The organism is Leisingera sp. SA215 (genome assembly GCF_055902035.1).
This window is the reverse complement of record NZ_JBVVXU010000012.1, coordinates 70704-89914: the sequence shown is the minus strand read 5'-3', so window position 1 is coordinate 89914 and position 19211 is coordinate 70704. Positions and strand designations below refer to the sequence as shown.

Below are 19211 nucleotides of genomic sequence, written 5' to 3'. Positions count from 1 at the left end.
GCGCAGGTGCGACGGCACAGCCTGCGGCGCTACCCGCTGGGAGATCATGTGCAAAACGTCACCGTGGTGGGTGAGCTTTCAGTATTCGGGATAATTTTGCGCTGAGCCCATCCGCCGTCCGCGTTTCAAACCGGTGGCATAAGGTGCACCGGGCAGCTGCTCGTTCGGGCCGGTCATTCCGAAGTGCCGGGTGATCGAGGGCAGAGGCGCCGGCAACGCCGCCGCCGGTGGCAATGGCACGATGGTGCGGCTTCACGGAGCGAGTCCGGGTCACAAATCCAGTTCGATTGTGTCTGACGCAGGGACGGCGCAGCAGATCAGTGTTTCCCCTCGCGCAGGCGCAGCCGATGGCGCGCGGCGGTAGGACACTTTGCCTGCGCCAAGCCGGGTGCTGCAGCTGCCGCAATTACCGGCGCGGCAGCTGAATTCCGGTGTCAGCCCATGGGTTTCTGCCAGCTCAAGCAGGGTTCCGTCTGCGGGGGTCCACGGCTGTTCAAATCCGGATCTGGTGAAGCGGACAATGGCGGTTGCGGCTTCTGGCACTGTATCCTTCAGGCGCGCGGCATCTGCGGCGCGCGCCAATGCGGATGGCCCGAAGGCCTCGGCGTGGATGTCAGCGTCGCGGACACCAAGGCTGAGAAGGCTGTCATAGACGGCCTGCATGAACCCGCCAGGTCCGCAGAGGTAGACATCAGCCCTTTGCTGCGGCAGCAGCCGCTGCAGGATTCCGGTATCGATGCGGCCTGTCAGATCGAAATCCCTGCCTGCCACCTCATCCGCGGCAGGTTTGCTGATCAGCGAAACATACCGGATCATGCCGCCGGCGGCCTGCTCAAGCCTGCGCAGTTCACTGGCAAAGGCGCGGTCCCGGACGCTGCGCGCAGCGTGCAAAAGAATAAGCGGGCGCTGATGGCGGGTGCGCAGCCCTTCGCGCAAGCTGTGGCGCGCCATGGCAATCATGGGCGTGATCCCCACGCCGCCGGCGATCAGCACCGCTGGACGCATTTGCGACGGGTCCAGAAAGAAAGCGCCGCGCGGGGCCTTGACCTCAATCATCATGCCGGGCTGCAGGGTGTCATGCAGCAGCCGGGACAGGGTGCCGTTCTCCTCGCGTTTGACCGAGATGCGGTAGTGGCCTTCCCCAGGGGCTGAGGAGACCGTGTAAGTCCGCACCAGCGGCCTTTCTGTGCCGGGCGGCGCGGCGCGGAGGGTCAGGAACTGGCCGGCCTCAAATGGCAGCAGCGGGCCGCCGTCCTCCGGCTGCAGATAAAAGGAGCGGATCGCGGTGCTTTCCTGTTCGGCCCGCGCAACCTGAAAGCGGCGCCACGCGCTGCGTTGTGCTTCCAGGGTTTCGCGGGCCTCTGACTCAGACCAAGTATCCGTCATCAATGTGTTGGGTGAAAAATCACCGCGTTCGGCGTGGAAGGGCAGAACGCCCTCCAGCCAGATGCCTTGGTGCAGGGTAAACCGCCAGCCGCGCTCAGCGCCCTGAAAGGTGGTGACATCAGGGTGGTTTTCGCCCAGCAGCTCAACCGTACCGGTCAGCAGCAGCAGGCTGCCTGTTTCGAAATCCGCAAACGCCAGGCCCGCGCGCGGGTTCAGCAGGAAATTTCCCAAGGTGTTGAAATGGTTGTTGCCGGGGAAATCGGGGATGGCAAGGGTGTTGCCGTCGACGCGGACAAAACCGGGCCGCCCGCCCCGGTGCGAGACATCGACGCCTTCGCGTTCGGGGTGCGCCGCCGCAGGCACATGGCTTGCGACAAAGAACATGTCGGCATCGGAAATCAGTGCGGTGCGGGCGCTGTCTAAGCTGACAAAGCGCTGCGGCTTGGCAGCTACCCGTGGTTCTGCAGGTTTCAAATCCCGCAGCCGGATGTATTGCGGGCAGTTGCCAAAAGACTGATCGACACGCAGGGTAAACCCGTGCCGCGCGGCGGCAATGATGCGCCCGTTGACCCGGTTGCGGCGGCGGCTGTGCAGTTCGATCCCCAAAATCCCCAATGGCGCGCCCTTGCGGATGGCAACATGGACGGGATCCTCGGTGCTGCCGCTCAGTGATACATGCATATGCCGCGCATCCGGGGTGGCAGCAAATCCGGGCGGGCCGCTCAGCAGGGTTGCCCAGGGCCAGCCCTGATGGTCCACCGCGCCTACCGCCAGAAACGGCAGCTGCGCAAAGAACGCGCGGTGCTGATCCGGCATGAAGGGGCGGATCAGCCGGCGGGCGAAGGCTTCCATTGCATCACGCTTGCCCGCGCGGCGCTGCATTTCCTGCTCGCCTTCATGAAAGGGCGAGGGGCTGTCTGCATCAAAGGGAGTCACGGAAACCTCCTGTTGTCTGAAGGAGAGAGGCGACGGCCGTCAGAGCAGCCGCCGCGCAAGGGGTCAGGCCGCCAGGCCAGCCTTGGTGGCGGGCATCGGCTTGAAGCCCTCCAGGCCTTCGATGCGGGCCAGAAGGGCACGCACATTCGGGTAGGGCTCCAACGGGATTCCGCCCTCGGGCGCGTGGGCCAGATAGGAGTAGACCGCCACATCGGCGATTGTGGGGGTGTCGCCGGCCAGGAAGCCGCGGCCCTCCATATGGGCATCGATCCTGCCCAGCACACGCGCGGCGACGGTGGCGCAGAACTCCGCGTCCAGCGGCGCGTTGAAGACGGTGATCAGCCGCGCGGCTGCCGGGCCAAAGGCAATGTCGCCCGCCGCCAGGGTCAGGAACTTCTGCACTTCCGCTTCCAGAACCGGATCGGATGGCAGCCAGGACGGCGCGTATTTGCGGGCGAGATAGACCAGAATGGCGTTGGAATCGGACAAGACGGTTTCGCCATCCTCGATCACCGGAACCTGGCCTGCGGGATTCAACACCAGAAACGCGGGCTGTTTGTGTTCACCGCCTGCAAGGTCGACGTTGATCACCTCATGGGCGATGCCGGCAAGGCTGGCGAACAGCTCTACCCGATGGGAGTGACCGGAGAGGGGGAAGCTGTGAATGCGGATGGAATGCGGCATGACTGGGATCCTTCTGTGCGGCATGTGCCGTGGGTTATTGATAACACGGGCAAGATAGCGGCGGCGCCCAAGGGCGATAATATTCCTTTTCGGCGATTGATTGTGTATGCAGTGTTCATAAATAAAGGCGCCGGGAGAGACGCGATGGACAAATTGGCCTGCATGCGCACCTTTGCGGCCGTTGCGGCGCAAAGCTCCTTTACCAGCGGTGCCTTGCAGCTGGGTATCAGCACCAAACTGGCCAGCAAATATGTGGCCCGGCTGGAGGAACAGCTGGGTGCGCAGCTGTTGAACCGCACCACCCGCAAGGTAACGCTGACCGACACGGGCCGCGCCTATCTGGAGCGCTGCCTGCCGCTGCTGGATCAGTTCGACGAGCTGGAGGACGTGGTGCAGCTGCGCCAGCAGGAGCTGGGCGGCCCGGTCCGGATCACTGCGCCTACCGGCTTCGGCAGCCGGGAGCTGGTCGAAGCCTTGCAGCCGTTCCAGCAGATGCATCCTCAGGTGGCGGTTGAACTGCTGCTGTCCGACCGCCACCTGCCTATCCTGGAGGAGGGCGTGGATCTGGCGGTCCGTTTCGGAGCTCTCAAGGATTCGACGCTGATCGCGCGCAAGCTCTGTGCCATGCGGCTGGTGGTGGTGGCGTCGCCGGCCTATCTGGCGGCGCAGGGAACCCCTGGCGAACCCGAGGCGCTGGCTGCCCGCAACTGCCTGCTGCAGATGACCTCGCCGCAGCCGGATGCCTGGACCTTCGGCCGCAAGGACCGGCAGCGGACAGTCATTGTCGGCGGCACTTTTCGTGCCAATTCACCGCGTGCTGTGGCCCATATGGCTGCCAGCGGCCTCGGGATTGCCCGCTGCCCGCATTACACCGCGCTGCCGTTTCTGCAGGATGGCAGGTTGCAAGTGCTATTCGAAACACAGGAAACCGATCCGATCACGCTCTACGCGGTTTATCCGTCCAGCCGCCATCTCACAGCGCGGATCCGCGCTTTGATCGACCATCTGGCAGAGTATTTCGGACCGCGCTGATTGGTCCGCTCTGCACCGCCCGCGCCCGTTTGGGAGGGGGCTTCGTTCTGGGTGAAAATACTCCGGGGAGCACGAGGGGCCGGCACCACAGGCAGGGTCACCGGTGCCATCGCCCCCATCAGGGTGGAAGGCGTCACCTTCACCGGCTGGCCGTATTCCTCAATCGCAATCAGCCCGTCGCCCACCGCATCGTCAAACAGCCGCGGCGAGTTCACCGGGTTGATGGTGATGACGCCGGGATCCTCCTTGATCTGGTCCGGCGTCCGCCGCCGGGTCTGTCGCGTGCCATATCGTTCGCCTTTCAGGTTGGCTTGCTGGCTAAATGTTCAGGCGCGTCGTAGATCAGACGGCCGAGATCGGAGAATTTGCTGTCTCCGCTGGTGAACCCCAGCACTGCATCACGGATTTCGCCGGCACGCGTTTCCCCCAGCGAAGGCGCCGCGAACTCCATGAATTTGCGAACCACGTCTTCCTTAGAGAATGGCGCCTCGGGGCCGCCGCGCGCATGCACATCGCCGGAGTCGATCACCCGGCCGTCGGTCAGCGTCACCACCACATCAGCCACCCGGCAGGCGGGAAAGCGCACCGAATGGCGCGCCGCCTCGGCAACTGAGATCCGCTTGTGGATCGAGGCCACCAGCGGGTCGGCCAGACCCTCGCCCGAGATATGTTCGACCCCGATGCGGCCATAGGCGGCCTGCACCGCCACCGCAAAGCCAAGTGAATACTGCGCCTGGCTGGTGGTCGAAGGCATGCCGGGGTAGAGGCAGGCGCTTTCGTGGAAGGTGTTGATGCGGATCCTGGCAAGTTTTTCGTGGCTCAGATCGTGTTGCAGCATCACCTGCCGAAGCGCGTCGATCGGCGCATGGGCCCAGCGGCAGATCGGGTAGGGTTTCACATACTGATGCTCCATCTGCCAGAAACTACCGAGGTCGTCCCAGTGTTCCGCCACCCGGTCTTCCTCAAGGGTGATCGCCGGGGCCCCGGTGAAACCTTTCTCTGCCAAGACCGCCGACGACATCCCAACCATCGCACCCCAGCCGGAGCCGTCATGCAGCATCGAGGGGTTGGCAATCTCGCGCATCATCTGGCTGCGAGGGCCGTGGAATTCGGCAATCCCCAGCGCCTCGCGCAATTGCGCCCGGCTGAGGCCGCGCATCCGGGCCGCCATCGCCGCCACCCCCAGCGCGTTCCAGGCGCCGGAGGTGTGGTAATCACTAACGGTGGCGTGCAGCGACAGGGCGGCGCGGCCCGCCAGCTCATAGCCCAGCGTGGTAATGGTCAGCGCTTCCGGCCCCGAAAAATCCGGCACGGTTTCCGCCAGTGCGGCAATTGCCGGGATCACCACCACGCCGATATGGCCCTTGGTCGGATAATAGCCGTCATGGCCGTCCAGATTGTCGGTCGCGGTGGCGGCGGCATAGGCGGCACCTGCCACGCTTACCTTGCGGCCGTCGAACAGCATCCGCGCAGCGAAGCCTTCCTCACCGCAGCCATAGAGCGCCGCCGCGGTTTCGCGGGCGATACGGCCAGCCATCATCGGGGTGGCGCCGATGGTGATCCCCAGGGTGTCGAGAAACATCAGCGCCGCGGCCTGGCGGGTGGTTTCCGGCAGGCCGCCGGGGGTAAGGCCGAAGATGAAATCGGCGGCGCGGTCGAATGTGGCGGCCATGGCGGTTCTCTCCCAGGGCGGTTTCCGCAACAGGCTAGGCTCGATGGCGGCAGGTGACACACAAATTAAAGGGGGTCAAAGCCGCGGAATATTTCGTGAATACTGCGTCAGGCGTCGTTTTCCGGCCTCTCTGTGGCGCTAACTTCTGGGAATTGCAGCCCATTCCAAAGCATGGGATCATGGCCCCGAAACCGCCAGCGGACTGTCCCATGAAAAACCTGCCTCATCTGACATTCCTGCGCTCGTTCGAGGCCGCGGCGCGCTACCTCAGCTTCACCTCGGCGGCGGATGAGCTGAACTGCACCCAGTCGGCGGTATCGAACCATGTGCGCAGCCTGGAGGAATTCATCGGCCGGCCGCTGTTTGTGCGCCACCCGCGGTCGCTGTCGCTGACGGATGTGGGCGAGGCCTATCTGCCCTCGGTGCGGCACGCGCTGCAGGAGATCGACAGTGCCACCCAGCTATTGATCTCGCAAAGCCACAAGCGGGAAGTGGTGATTTCCTGCCCGGTCAGCCTGGCGGAGAAATGGCTGATCGACGTGATCGAGGATTTCACCAAGGCACACCCGGATATCGATCTGACCATTCACAGCACCATCTGGGTCGATGTTGAGACCAACGTTTCGGACATTTCGATCACAATCAACCATGTCGACGATGTGATGGGGCCGGCGGTCAAGCTGTGGGATGAAAAGCTGGCGCTTGTCTGCTCGCCGGAGTTCCGGGCAGCCGGCAAGCCGCTGAGCAGACCGGAACAGCTGGCGGAGGCCAAGCTGATCCACATCCTGGGCCGCCCGGTCTATTGGGAAAAGACCGCCAAGCATTTCGGGCTGTCCGGGATCGAGCTGAAGGGCGGCTTGCAGACCAATTCGTCCAACATGGGGCTGGAATTCGCGGTCAATGCGCTTGGCTGTGTGGTGCTGCCGAAATCGCTGGTGCGTTCGCATGTGGAGGCCGGGCGGCTGGTGGAGCCGTTCGACTTTGATCTCGACTGCCCCTGGACCTATTTCGCCACCTTCAAGGACAAGGCGGCGACGCCCTCGGTCAAGTATTTCAAGACCTGGCTGCTGCAGGCGGCGGCGGAGATGTAGTTGTAAGGACAGGCGGAAACGGCGGGCCGCATTGATTTCCCATTCGTCCGCGCGTATATACATGCATATATACGGAAGGCGCATCCATGATTGAAACCAAGATCAGAAAAGTCGGGAACTCTGCTGTCATCACCCTGACGACAGAGATGCTCACCATGCTGGACGCCAAGGAAGGCGACACGCTGTTTGTGGTGCGCGGCGATGACGGCAGCCTCAGGGTGGTGGCGCATGACCCCTCGGTGGCCGAGGCGCTGGCCGCGGCTGAGATCGTGATGGATGAGAATCGCGATCTGCTGCAGGCGCTTGCGTGAGCAAGTACATTTGGGTGCCGCTGACAGCGGTTATCATCATTCATGACCGGCAGATTGCCCGCCACGGCGGCGCGGCAGGCATGCGCGACAAGGCGCTCTTGGAGATGGGCTGTGCGCGGGCGATGAACCTTGCGGCCTATTCCGATGCAGAGGTGGCGGAAGTCGCCGCGGCTTATGCGTTTGGCATTGCCAAGGCGCATGCCTTTGTCGATGGCAACAAGCGCACGGCCTTTGTGACGGCTGTCACCTTCCTGAGGTTGAACGGCTACCAGTTCCGTCCAGACCCGGTTGAGGGCGTACGGATGATGGAAAACCTCGCCACCGGCGATGTGGATGAAGTGGCATTTGCAGCTTGGCTGACGGCCGGGATGGCGCCCATTTAATTTTTCCGCCGTGTGTGCTGCGACACAATGCAGGCTGGTCCCTCCCGTCTGCGGGCGCTGCCCTTCGCGTTTCAATTCGGGCCACCAAGAAATGGTGACCCGGTTTATTGCCGGAATGCCTTAAGCCCGCAGACGCGCACCCGAGGGGTCGAAGGCGGCCGCTTCCAGGATTCGCGCCTTGTGCGGCTTGCCGAGGATGTAGACTTCGACCTCATCGCCGGGCTTGCCAACCGCCGGGTTGGCATATCCCAGCGCCAGCGATTTGCCGACCGAATAGCCATAGGCGCCCGAGGTGACCCGGCCCACCGGCTGGCCGTCCGGTGTGAATATAGGCTCGCCGCCCGAGGCATCGGCATCGTTGACCGCGTCGATCTCAAACGCCGACAGCACTTCGCGCGGGGCGTTGTCCTTGACCTTGAGATACGCATCCTTGTTAAGGAAGTCCTTGTCCAGCTTGATGAGCCCGGCCAGGCCAACCTCTTGCGGCCAGTATTCCTGGCTGTATTCGCGGCCCCAGGAGCCATAGCCCTTTTCGATCCGCAAGCTGGCGAGCGCACGGCCGCCCACAGGGCCGCCATCGAACTCCTTCGCCGCCTCCAAGAGGGCGGCGTAGAGCTTGACCTGATCCTTCTCGGCGCAATGCAGTTCCCAGCCCAGATCGCCGGTGAACGACACCCGGACCGCCAGGCATTCCACGCCTGCCACGTCGATGGTGCGCGAGCGCATGAAGCGGAAACCCTCGTTCGATAGATCCGCATTAGTCATCCGCTGCAGCATGCCGCGCGATTTTGGACCGGCCACGTTGAATCCCGCAATGCGGTTGGTGGCGACCTCAAACGTGGTGCCTTCCGGCAGCTCCACCATGTTGAAGAACCGCTGGTGGTAGCGTTCCGCCATGCCGGAGCCGACCATCATGTACTCGTCATCGGCCACTTTGGTGATGGTGAAGTCGCCAGCCACGCCGCCGCGCACCGAGATCAGCGGGGTCAGGCAGGAGCGGCCGACCTCAGTGGGCACCTTGTTGGCGACCAGCTTGTCCAGCCAGTCAAAGGCGCCCGGCCCCTTGATCACGTAGTTGGCGAAGTTGGAGATGTCGATAACGCCGACATTTTCCCGCAGCATGTTGACCTCGCGGCCCACCGGCTCCCACCAGTTCTGGCGGGTGAAGCTGTTGGTGTCCTGGGTGCCGGGGGTGCCGGAGAACCACAGGGGATGTTCCCAGCCGCAGTTCAGGCCGAATACGCAGCCCAGTTCCTTTTGCAGCTCGTATACAGGGCGCACCCGGGCCGGGCGGCCGGCGCTGCGTTCCTCGTTCGGGAAGTGGATGGCGAAACGGTGCGCGTATTGGTCCTCGACCCGGGCCTTGGTGAAGGCCTTGTCGGCCCAGTCGCCAAAGCGCGCCAGATCCCAGGCGAACATGTCGTACTGCGGCTCGCCCTCGATCATCCACTGGGCTGCCAGCAGGCCGAGGCCGCCGGACTGCGAGAAGCCGGGGATGATGCCAGTGCAGCAGAAGTAGTTCTTAAGCTCGGGCACCGGGCCCCAGATGGCGTTCGAATCCGGCGACCAGATCATCGGGCCGTTGATAACCCGTTTGACGCCTGCGGTCTCGGCGCAAGGCACCCGCTCGGTGGCGCGGATCACGTTCTCCATGATCCGGTCCAGATCGTCGGGGAACAGCTCATGTGCAAAGTCCAGCGGGGTGCCGTTTTCTGCCCAGAATCGCATGTCCTTTTCATAGGCGCCGATCAGGAAGCCGTTGCCCTCTTGGCGGAAATAGTATTCGCCGTCACGGTCGGCGATCGAGGGCAGGCGGCGGCCCATGTTTGCCACTTCGTCAATGCTCTCGGTCACAAAATACTGGTGCTCGGTGGGCTGCAAGGGCAGGGTGAGTCCCGCCATGGCCGCCACTTCGCGGCCCCAGAGACCGCCGGCGTTCACCACCCATTGTGTATGGATGTCGCCCTTTTCGGTCTTCACGATCCAAGTGCCATCGGGCTGCTGCTCGGTGCCGATCACCGGGCAGAACCGTTCGATCTGCGCCCCCATGGCGCGCGCGCCGGCCGCATAGGCCATGGTGACGCCGGAGGGGTCCACATTGCCGCCATCGGGTTCAAACATGATGCAGCGGATGTCGTCGAACTGCGCCAGCGGGTGCAGCTCCTTGGCCTGCTCGCGGCTGACCTCGTGGAAGTTCAGCCCGTAGTATTTCGCCTTGGCCTCCTGCAGGCGCAGCTGATGCTCGCGCTGTTCGGTTTTGGCAAGATACAGCGAACCCGGCTGGAACACGCCGCAGCCCTGGCCGGTTTCCTTCTCCAGCTCCTTATACAGGTTCATCGTGTAGTGCTGGACGCGGGTCACGTTGTTGTTGTCGTGCAGCCCGTGGATGTTGGCCGCCGCGTGCCAGGTGGAGCCGGCGGTCAGCTCGTCGCGCTCCAGCAGCACCACGTCTTTCCAGCCGAGTTTGGCCAGGTGGTAGAGGATCGAGCAGCCGACCAGGCCCCCGCCGATGACAACTGCCTGTGCATGGGTTTTCATGCCTGTGTTTCCCTTACCTGCGCCTCTGGCACGGCCCGCCCCGCAGGCTGGGGAGAGCCGCCAATTCTGTCGTCGCGACCCTAGCTGCGAGGGGATGGGATGACCCGTGAAGAATTCAAACCCAATGGCCCCGGATTCGATGGGTCATCAGAGTGCGGGGCACTTCCTGCTGAAAGAGAAGCCCGGCTGCGCCTGGCCCTCCCCGGGAATGCGCTTTGCACTTTCCCAGGGTCGCGCGCTGCCCTCAGCAAATTTGGAAGACACTAACCTGCAATCTCTTTCATCACGGCGAGGAACTTTGCCACTTCGCCGATGCTGTTGTAGTGGCACATGGAGACGCGCACGCAAGCCTCCATGCCGAGCGGTGTCAGGATATTGCCCGAGTAGTGATCCGCCTTGCGCAGGTGGGTGCGGATGCCCTGCTCGTTCAGGCGCTTCACCACTTCCTCCGACGGCACAGTATCAACAGCAAGCGATACCAGCCCTTCGCGCGCCGGGTTATCTGCGCCGCCCAGAATGGTGACGCCCTCGATCTCCGCCAGGCCGGGCAGGTTGCCGGTGCCATGGATCATTGCATCGGTCAGTGCCTTTTCATGGGCATGGATTGCCTCCCCCGCAGCCACGAATTTTTTGCGCCGGTCCGTGGCACCGCTGACCTCGCCGCCGAGCCATTCCAGGTAATCGGCCACATCGGAGAGAGTTGCATAGCTGCCGGTGTCGCGGGTGCCCATTTCCCAATTGTCCTCCGGCCCGTCGATCAGCGAATTGTGCGGCAGCCCGGTCAGCCGGTCCGAGATCCAGGCCAGCCCATAGCCGTGGCGCGAGAACATCTTGTAGGGCGAGATCACATAGCCGTCGGCGCCGTAGGCGGTCAGGTCAATGCGGCCATGGGCGGCGTGCTGGATGCCGTCGACGATGATCAGACAGCCCGGCGCCACTTCGCGGATGGCGGCGGCGCAGGCGGCAAGGTCGACGCCCATTCCCGTCACGGGGGAGGTATGGACAATGGTCGCGACAACCGTATCCGGTGTGACCGCCCGGGCGTAGGCCTCTGCAGTGACGGTGCCGGTGGCGTTGTCATGCGGGATCAGCACATGGTTCTGCCGCGCCACGCCGGCCCAGCGGGCACAGGCGGAGCGAGTCGCCGGATGCTCCAGCGTAGAGCCCAGAACGGTGCCGCCCTCAGGCGAGCCGAGACAGGCGTTCATGATCAGGCGGAACAACAGCTCGGTGCCGCTTTCACCGGCAAAGAACTGGCCGCCGGGGGCGTTCATGAAAACGCGCATATCGTCCTTGGCCTTGGTGATCACCCGCACCAGCTCGTGGCTGCCGGGGTTGTTGCGGCCCTGGTTGTCAGGGATTGCGGCATAGCGGGCGGAGGTTTCCACCACCGCGTTCAGCGTCAGCGCGCCGCCGGCGTTTTCAAAAAAGATGCGGCTGCCCTGTTGGGAGCAGGTGTCAACTTGGGCAAAGCGGGTGCGGATTTTGTCCAACAGGGCGTCGGTGATCTGAGTCATGGCAAGTCCAACCGGGCAAGAGGTCTATTTGCCGGCACAGTAGAGCGGTTGCGAGGCGGGAGCATGCAAAAAATTCCGAGGATGAGAGGCGGAAACGTCTGTGGCTGCCCGCCGGCGCCGCCGGGCGGTTCAGTCTTTCGCCGGATTATAAATTCTCAGGTTATGAACCCCGAAAATGGCACGGCAATGCAGCCCGGTGTGCCATCTCCGCCAGTGTTATGATATCGAAACCGGCCGTTTCAGCTTGGCCTCCAGCCGTTTGGCGGCGCCGATCAGCCGCTCCTTCATTGCGCCGGCCGGGTTGGCCAGCAATGCCGGCACGGTGATCCCATCCAGCCTATCATAAAGCGTGGTGAGGCCGAGGCTCGATGGGTTCTTGATATGGCCAGGGGGGTGGGAAAATAGCTTTCCAGCGCCACCAGGCCAAACAGCACAAAGTGGAACACCATGGTGGAGACCACCCACAGCGTCACGCCGAACCCGGCCGTTCACAGGTGATACAGGGCAAAGGCAATGCCGGCGCAAGTGATGAACCCCGTCAGCCTGGGTCCGTTGCTGCGCATGTTCTGAGCGGAGTCATACTGTTTCTCCAGCTCTTCCAGCGCTTTAGTGTCAAAGTGAGTGTTCAGGGATATCGGGTTTCCAATCTAACAGGCCCCGTCGGAAGGTTTCTTCGTAGAACCACGCTAAGTGAGAACAATTAGCGAACCCGATCGCGAGCTTTCGTCTCGGTTTGGCCTGATGTTTAACGGTCGTGCAATTTTGCGCTCAGCGGCTCCGGAATGCCAGTCGAAGTCGCCGGACAGGATGATGTGCTCCCATCCGAGCGGCGATGTATGCGGCAGGAGGGCTGGATCGAATAAGGGGCTGGTCTTCGCGAGATGGCCGGCGGCTTTATCCATGTAGATCGTGTTCCAGAACGTGATGGCGGCGATGACGAGGTTGAGCGCCATGGCGCGTTTCTGTTGGGCCGCGTCAGAGCGATCATGGATACGCCCTTGTGAATGCGCAAATACGGCCCTGGCCAGCGAGTGGCGCGCTTCGCCCTTGTTGAGACCTGCGTGGCATTCCATGCGCAGATCGGCATTCTCGATCCAGTCGAGCATGAAGAGCGTGCGTTCGATCCGGCCGATTTCACCGAGGGCAAGATACAGCCGGTTCTGTTGCCGGTACGCCCCAAGCTTGCGCAGGATTTCGGACGGTTTCAGAGACTTGTCCTGAATGCTGGCCGCGAGCCGCATGATGTCGCCCCAATGCTGCCGGATCACCTCTTCGTTGATCGGCTTGCCGATGATGGGCGACAAGGTTGCCCACGCCTTCGCGCTTCCGAAGCAGGCCAACCGCCGATCGGGGAAGTCGCGCAAACGCGGCGCGAAGGTCATCCCCAACAGGTGGAATAGAGCAAAGACGTGGTCCGACACGCCGCCGGTATCTGTGTAATGGACGAGGGGGTCAAAGCTGGCTGGATTTCCCAGGAGACCATCGAGCACAAAGGGCGCCTCGCCTGCCGTCGCTCCGATCACACTGGAATGGAACGATCCGTATTGGCCTGACAGGAAGGAGTAGATCTTCAGCCCGGGGTCTGGCCCGTATTTGGCGTTGATGACGCCGCTGCCCCGGTTCGCGGAGAAGAATTGGCCGTCCGACGAGCTGTGGCCCGCCGCGCCCCAGTGCTGCGCAAAGGAAAGGCCATGATGAGCGCCTACAATGCGGCCCAAGGCATCGGCGAACGTCTCTGGCCGCAGGTACCATGTCTGCGCCCAGGTCAGCTGCGCATGACTAACACGCGATGAGGCATAGGCCATCCTCTCAAGGCCGAGATTGGTCGCCCCGGCCAGAATCGTGGCAAAGACGGCAGCGGGCTCATCGTGATGCTTGCCAGACCGCAGATCGGTGAAGGCGTCGAGGAACCCCGTCTGCGCATTCACCTCCCAAAGCAACTCCGTGATGCGGATACGTGGCATCACGGCGTCAATCGCCCGCTCCAGACGCACCGCAGCGGGAGGTGTCACCGCGTCATGTGGCGTGATCTTCAGTCGCCCGCGCTCAATCCGGACACCAGGGAAAGCATTGCGTTTCAAGGCGTGGTCCACTTGGTCAAGGCGTTTCGCCAGCGTGGCCCGGCGATCAGCCAGCCAAGCCTCCGGATTGGTCTCGAAGCCAGCGTCCCGCATAGCGGCTTCGGCATTGTCTCGGGGCATGAGATAGCTGTCGAACCGGCGATACTCACGGCTGCCATCGACCCAGACATCCCCGGCGCGCAAACGGTCTCGTAAGGTGGAGACAACGGCGGTTTCGTAAACGCGTCGTTTCGGTTGACCGTCCTGAACGATCAGCGACCGCCAATGCTTGGCGGCAAACGGCATGGGCGGATCATCCGGCAACTTGCGCTTGCCGGTCTGGTTCTGGTCGCGCAACAAGGCAATCGCGTCCTTGAGCTCATCCCCCGCATCGGTGGCATTGAACTGGAAGGCTTCAAGAAAGGCAGGAGCGAACTTACGCATATAGGCATAGCGCTCAGCCGCCAGGGAAAGCGGGTCACTGGTGGCCAGTTCCCCGAAGCCGGCAATTTCAGCACGAGTGCCCAAGAGCTTGTCCCAACCGATTTCTACATCGAGCGCAGCAAAGGGATCCTGCCCCAATTCTTGCGCGCGGGCCATGGCGTCAATGGACTCGCCGAAGAGCTGCATCAGCTTGCCGACCCGTGCCTTGCCCATACGCCAAACCTCCTCCTGGCGGTTGCGGGATCTTGAGAACAGCTGGCCGGTCAGCCGCTCGAACATGGCGATGGTCGCGTCGGTGATCGTGATGGATAAATCCGTCATCTGTGCTGCCAGCGTTGCGATCCGCCGCCGCTCACCAAAATCGTTCAGCAAACTCACGGGTGCCACGGCGCCTTCGCGCGCGAACTTGAGCAGCCGGTCCGGGTGCAAGCCCTGCCCAAGGTCTGGCGGCAAGTCCAATGATCGCAGATATTTCAGACGGTCCAGAAGCGCGGTCATGCTGGCGGGGCTCGTCGAATGCGGAAAGCCGCGCAACCAGGTGAGCCGCGTTTGCCCAACGGATGGGTCGTTCACCAGAAGCCTCTGCAGCCTGCCGCGCTGCTCTGGTGATAGGGCGTCGAACAGCGCAGCGGCAGCCTCCCGCCGCGCGCGTGCGCGGCCCTTCAAAGCGAGGCGCTCGATTGTGCCGACGCTCGGCAACGCCAGACGGTGCCTTCGCAGTGCCGCAATGAGCGTCTCGACAATATTGACGCCGTGATCCGTCGCGAATGCGGCCCTCGTGGCAATATCCTCTGCCTGCTGCACATGCTCCGGCCCGAAGGAAGACAGCCCCAAATGATGCATCGCGAGGGCATGGTGTTCGTGCCGGGTATTTCGCCTGACGGCATAGTTGTCGAGAGAACAAGCATCGGCCTGAAGTTGCTCTGCAAGCCAGGTGATCAATTCAGCGGGCGGCATAAGGTCTTCGCCCCACCCCAGGCCAGGGTGGCGCAGCAAGGAAATATGCACCGCAAGCCCAAGGTGGTTTTCGGCGCGGCGTCGGGTACGGATCAGGTCAATGTCATCTCCGCTCAGCAGATAGTGACGGATCAAGGCTTCGGAATCTGTCGGCACCCCGAAGAGTTCCGCATACGCGCGGGAGGAAAGAAGTCTGCGGGCCATAAGGTGTCCTCAAAACGCTGTTGCAAGTTTGAAGACGCTCAATATTATAGAGACTGATAAAAAGACAGATTTACCGTCCTAACCCAAGATTAGAGCGGCCACAGGAAGTCAGGCCCTAAAACGGTCGTTTTGGAGACACTATGCCACGCACAGGCGACATTCTCGGATATGCAAGGGTCTCAACCGCTGATCAGGATCTGTCTGGCCAGAAAGACCGACTGCTGCAGCACGGCGCGGTACGCGTGTTCGAGGACGTGATCTCAGGCAAGACGTTCAACCGACCCGGTCTGGCCGCCTTACTCGATCAGGCCCGCCCCAACGATACGCTTGCTGTCATCCGGCTCGATCGTCTGGGTCGGTCGCTCAAGGAACTCCTCAAAACGGTCGATGACCTCAAGGCCAGAGAAATCAATCTGATCAGCCTGGAGGAGCGCATCGACACAACGTCCGCTGCAGGTGAACTGGTGTTCCATGTCTTCGGCGCCATTGCACATTTCGAGCGCCGCCTGATCTCGGAGCGCACCAAAGACGGACTGATCAACGCCCGAAAGCATGGTCGCGCCCCTGGGCGACCGCCATTGCCGCCCGAAACAATCTCAGCTCTCCAAGACCTCGTCAGCGCAGGAAAATCCGTCTCACAAGCCGCCAAACACCTCGGCATAGGCAGGTCAACAGCTTACAAGGTGATCAGAAACGCCACACAGTAACCCGTGTTCAGGCTCCGTTCTCCCTTAGCGTGGTTTTACGAAGAAACCTTCCGATGGGGCCTAACAGCCGGCGGCCAGCTTTGCCGAGGGATGGCAGCAATATGGCACTGATATTCTGGCAGAAACCGCCAAATAGCCGGATCTGGGGTAACCCGGCATCCCGACTGAACGAGGTCTGATAAGTCAACGGCTGGCGGCGCGTGGAAGTTTAGTCTTCACATCTGTCTGCAAAATTGTATACAGCTTGGAGCACAGACCCGGATATCAGCTCCGGACAGTTTTCACGACGGCTTGCAGGGGGCACTTATGAACAACACGATGAACGGCGCCGAGGCGATGGTACGCTCTTTGGAGGCGCATGGCGTCACCCATATCTTCGGCCTCTGCGGCGATACCACGCTGCCATTCTATGATGCGATGAACCGGTTGGAGCACGGCATCACCCACGTTCTTACGCGCGATGAACGCAGCGCGGCCTATATGGCCGACGGGTTTTCCCGGGTAACCGGCCGGGTGGGTGTGTGCGAGGGTCCGTCCGGCGGCGGCGCCACCTACATCCTGCCCGGGCTGATCGAGGCCAACGAAAGCTCTTATGCGGTGCTGGCGATCACCACTGACATTTCGGTGGGGTCCTACGGGAAATATCCGCTGACCGAGGTGGATCAGGACGCGCTGATGCGGCCGCTGACCAAGTTCAACACGGTGATCAAGCGCGCCGACCACATCCCGCGCATGGTGCGCCAGGCGTTCCGCGCGATGACCACCGGGCGGTCCGGCTCGGCGCATCTGGGGCTGCCCTATGACATCCAGTATGACGACGTTCCCGCCGATGATATCTGGGGCGATCCAAAACATCACAGCTACCCTGCCTACCGCGCAGCACCTGAACCGGGTGCTGCAGAGGCTGCGGTGGAGGCCATCCTCAGCGCCAAATCACCGCTGATCGTCTGCGGCGGCGGCGTGGTGATCGCGCGCGCGATGGAGGAGCTGGGCAAGCTTGCCAGCCGACTCGACATTGCCGTGGGCACCTCGATCTCCGGAAAGGGATCGCTTGCCGATACCCATCCGCAATCGCTGGGCGTGGTTGGTTCCAACGGCGGCACCGGCGAGACCTGGGAGATGATGGAGAGCGCCGATCTGGTGGTCTTCATGGGCTGCCGGGCGGGGTCCACCACCACTTCGCGCTGGGAAGCACCGAAGCCCGGCCAGCGCATCGTGCATTTCGACAACGACCCGATGGTCATCGGCGCCAATTACCCGACCGAAGCGGGTGTGGTGGCCGACCTGAAACTGGCGCTGCAGGCGGTGAATACCTATCTGGACAACCGCGAGGCCGATCTGCCGTCCTTTGGCGGTGCTGCGAGAGTCGCCGACATCAAGCAGCGCAAGTTCGCCAGGTTCGAGGAACTGGCAAACAGCAAGACCGAACAGGTCCTGCCCGAGCAGATCATCCACGCGCTGAACCGGAACCTGCCCGATGACGCCATCGTGGTTTCCGACCCCGGCACCAGCTGCCCCTACTACAATGCCTACTCGCAGCAGAAACATCCGGGCCGCCAATACATCACCAACCGGGCGCATGGTGCTTTGGGCTATTCCTTGTCGGCCTCGCTGGGCGCCTGGTTCGGGCGGCCGGCTTGTAAAGTCGTGGGGATGATGGGCGACGGTTCCTTCAATTTCACCTGCGGCGAGCTGGAAACTGTGGTGCGCTGCGCGGCCCCGATCACCTATGTAGTGTTCTCCAATGCCAACTTCGGCTGGATCAAGGCCAGTCAGCGCGATGATTGCGGCAAACGCTATTACAATGTCGACTTCAACCGCACCAACCACGCCGCCGTGGCCGAAGCCTTTGGCGTCAAGACATGGCGGGTTGAGCGGCCCGAGGACCTGGACCCGGCGATCAAGGAGGCCTTTGCCCATGACGGCCCGACCCTGATCGACGTGGTCTGCCAGGCGCTGGAAGACTCCGCCGCCCCGGTGCGCCGCTGGATGGGGTGAGATTTGGTGATCTGACACGGTCGCTTCTGCCCGTCGTCCCTTAATGGGCGGGCGCTGCCCTCTGTCTTTTCGTACAAACCTTTGAGTTCTACTGCTCCCGATTTTATTCTGCCCGCAAGCGGGTTATCAATCCTGAAGCCCGCATTCAGGAAAGGTGCCCCAATGGAAAACCCTACCGACTTCAAAGCCGGCGCCATGCTGCATCTGCGTGGCAACACGCTGTCCGAAGGCGATCCGGTGGCGCTGCCGCTGACGCAAAGCTCCATGTACCACCTGCCGGGCGACTGGACGGGCGGACCCAGCTATGGCCGGGTGGACAACGCCACCTGGGAGCATCTGGAACATGTGCTCGCCTATCTGGAAGACGCGCCAACTCTGGCCTTCCCCTCCGGCATGGCGGCGATTTCGGCAGCGTTGTTTGCCACCGTCAAAGCAGGGTCAAAACTGCTGATCCCCTCGGACGGCTATTACGTCACCCGGCGCCTGAGCGAGCGGTTTTTGCAAAACCTCGGGGTTGAGCTCGAACAGCGCCCAACCACCAGCTTCGCGGACGGCGGGTTTGAAGGCTTTGACGTTGTTTTTGCGGAAACACCGTCAAATCCCGGGCTGGATCTCTGCGATCTGCGCGCCATTGCAGATGCAGTTCATGCGGCGGGCGGGCAACTGATCGTCGACAACACCACCATGACACCGCTGGGCCAGCGCCCGCTCGAGCTGGGCGCGGATGTAGTCGCGGCCTCCGACACCAAAGCGCCGGGCGGGCATTCGGATGTGCTGATGGGGCATCTGGCCACCCGCAACGAAGAAATCCTGCAGGCGGCGCGCGAATGGCGACAGTTCGGCGGCGGCATTCCCGGCCCGCAAGAGGCCTGGCTGGCGCACCGCGGCTTGGAGACTTTGGAGATCCGCTTTGACCGGATGTGCCGCACGGCGGAGGTGCTGGCCGACCGGCTGGCGGCGCATCCGCGGGTGCAGGCGGTCCGTTTCCCCGGCCTGGCGTCAGACCCGTCGCACGCACTGGCGAAACAGCAGATGTCACGGTTCGGGTTCCTGATCTCGGTCACTCTCGACAGCGCTGAACAGGCGGACGCCTTTATCAACAACTGCCCGCTGATCCGTGCCGCGACATCGTTTGGCGGAGTCCATACATCGGCGGAACGCCGCGCCCGCTGGGGCGATGCGGTGGCGCCGGGGTTCGTGCGGATCTCGGTCGGGACCGAGCCGGCGGAGGAACTGTGGAACGCCATGGCGGCTTCGCTCGCGGCGCTTGACAGCTAAGCCGGGGCAGGGC

Annotated in this window: 14 protein-coding genes; 7 read left to right on the top strand and 7 right to left on the bottom strand. The window is 62.7% G+C overall.

The window, feature by feature from the left end:
• Positions 1 to 270: 270 nt before the first annotated feature.
• Together AC0KW6_RS14220 and AC0KW6_RS14215 are read right to left on the bottom strand one after the other, a co-directional pair.
• Complete coding sequence (locus AC0KW6_RS14220; RefSeq protein ID WP_474035227.1) at positions 271 to 2322, bottom strand: FAD-binding oxidoreductase; 2052 nt, start codon at positions 2320 to 2322, stop codon at positions 271 to 273.
• A 63-nt stretch (positions 2323 to 2385) separates the two neighbouring features.
• Positions 2386 to 3006, bottom strand: a complete 621-nt coding sequence (locus AC0KW6_RS14215) for a glutathione S-transferase family protein (protein WP_474035226.1) — start codon at positions 3004 to 3006, stop codon at positions 2386 to 2388.
• A 144-nt stretch (positions 3007 to 3150) separates the two neighbouring features.
• Here AC0KW6_RS14215 and AC0KW6_RS14210 point away from each other — a divergent pair, with 144 nt between their 5' ends.
• Positions 3151 to 4038: a LysR family transcriptional regulator gene (locus tag AC0KW6_RS14210; RefSeq protein WP_474035225.1), complete on the top strand. Its 888-nt coding sequence runs from the start codon at positions 3151 to 3153 to the stop codon at positions 4036 to 4038.
• Here AC0KW6_RS14210 and AC0KW6_RS14205 read toward each other — a convergent pair.
• Both AC0KW6_RS14205 and AC0KW6_RS14200 read right to left on the bottom strand, forming a co-directional pair.
• Positions 3960 to 4289, bottom strand: a complete 330-nt coding sequence (locus AC0KW6_RS14205) for a trimethylamine methyltransferase family protein (RefSeq protein ID WP_474035267.1) — start codon at positions 4287 to 4289, stop codon at positions 3960 to 3962. The two genes, AC0KW6_RS14210 and AC0KW6_RS14205, sit on opposite strands and share 79 nt — an antisense overlap.
• A 50-nt stretch (positions 4290 to 4339) precedes the next feature.
• The gene (locus AC0KW6_RS14200) at positions 4340 to 5710 is read right to left on the bottom strand and encodes an MmgE/PrpD family protein (RefSeq protein WP_474035224.1); all 1371 of its coding nucleotides are present in this window, start codon (positions 5708 to 5710) and stop codon (positions 4340 to 4342) included.
• 209 nt (positions 5711 to 5919) lie between these two features.
• On the opposite strand from AC0KW6_RS14200, the gene AC0KW6_RS14195 reads away from it, so the two are divergent.
• The 3 genes from AC0KW6_RS14195 to AC0KW6_RS14185 all read left to right on the top strand — a co-directional run bounded on the left by AC0KW6_RS14195 (position 5920) and on the right by AC0KW6_RS14185 (position 7495).
• A complete protein-coding gene (locus tag AC0KW6_RS14195) occupies positions 5920 to 6801 on the top strand; it encodes a LysR substrate-binding domain-containing protein (RefSeq protein WP_474035223.1) in 882 nt (293 codons plus the stop codon).
• Between the two features lie 86 nt (positions 6802 to 6887).
• Complete coding sequence (locus AC0KW6_RS14190; RefSeq protein WP_323775418.1) at positions 6888 to 7112, top strand: AbrB/MazE/SpoVT family DNA-binding domain-containing protein; 225 nt, start codon at positions 6888 to 6890, stop codon at positions 7110 to 7112.
• On the top strand, positions 7109 to 7495 hold the full coding sequence (locus tag AC0KW6_RS14185) for a type II toxin-antitoxin system death-on-curing family toxin (RefSeq protein ID WP_323775417.1): 387 nt from the start codon (positions 7109 to 7111) through the stop codon (positions 7493 to 7495). Before AC0KW6_RS14190 ends, AC0KW6_RS14185 begins: the two co-directional genes overlap by 4 nt.
• Positions 7496 to 7615: 120 nt before the next feature.
• Here the strand turns inward: AC0KW6_RS14185 and AC0KW6_RS14180 are convergent, their stop codons facing one another.
• The 3 genes from AC0KW6_RS14180 to AC0KW6_RS14170 form a co-directional block, all read right to left on the bottom strand.
• The gene (locus tag AC0KW6_RS14180) at positions 7616 to 10033 is read right to left on the bottom strand and encodes a GcvT family protein (protein ID WP_323775416.1); all 2418 of its coding nucleotides are present in this window, start codon (positions 10031 to 10033) and stop codon (positions 7616 to 7618) included.
• 263 nt (positions 10034 to 10296) lie between these two features.
• A complete protein-coding gene (locus AC0KW6_RS14175; protein WP_323775415.1) occupies positions 10297 to 11550 on the bottom strand; it encodes an aminotransferase class V-fold PLP-dependent enzyme in 1254 nt (417 codons plus the stop codon).
• 686 nt (positions 11551 to 12236) lie between these two features.
• Entirely contained in the window at positions 12237 to 15215 is a 2979-nt protein-coding gene (locus tag AC0KW6_RS14170; RefSeq protein WP_474035221.1) for a Tn3 family transposase, read from the bottom strand.
• Positions 15216 to 15355: 140 nt separating this feature from the next.
• On the opposite strand from AC0KW6_RS14170, the gene AC0KW6_RS14165 reads away from it, so the two are divergent.
• From AC0KW6_RS14165 to AC0KW6_RS14155, 3 genes are all read left to right on the top strand, one after another.
• Entirely contained in the window at positions 15356 to 15922 is a 567-nt protein-coding gene (locus AC0KW6_RS14165) for a recombinase family protein (RefSeq protein WP_474035220.1), read from the top strand.
• Between the two features lie 306 nt (positions 15923 to 16228).
• On the top strand, positions 16229 to 17920 hold the full coding sequence (locus tag AC0KW6_RS14160) for a thiamine pyrophosphate-binding protein (RefSeq protein WP_474035219.1): 1692 nt from the start codon (positions 16229 to 16231) through the stop codon (positions 17918 to 17920).
• 162 nt (positions 17921 to 18082) lie between these two features.
• Positions 18083 to 19198, top strand: coding sequence for a cystathionine gamma-lyase (locus AC0KW6_RS14155; RefSeq protein ID WP_474035218.1), 1116 nt, complete (start codon positions 18083 to 18085; stop codon positions 19196 to 19198).
• Positions 19199 to 19211 lie beyond the last annotated feature (13 nt).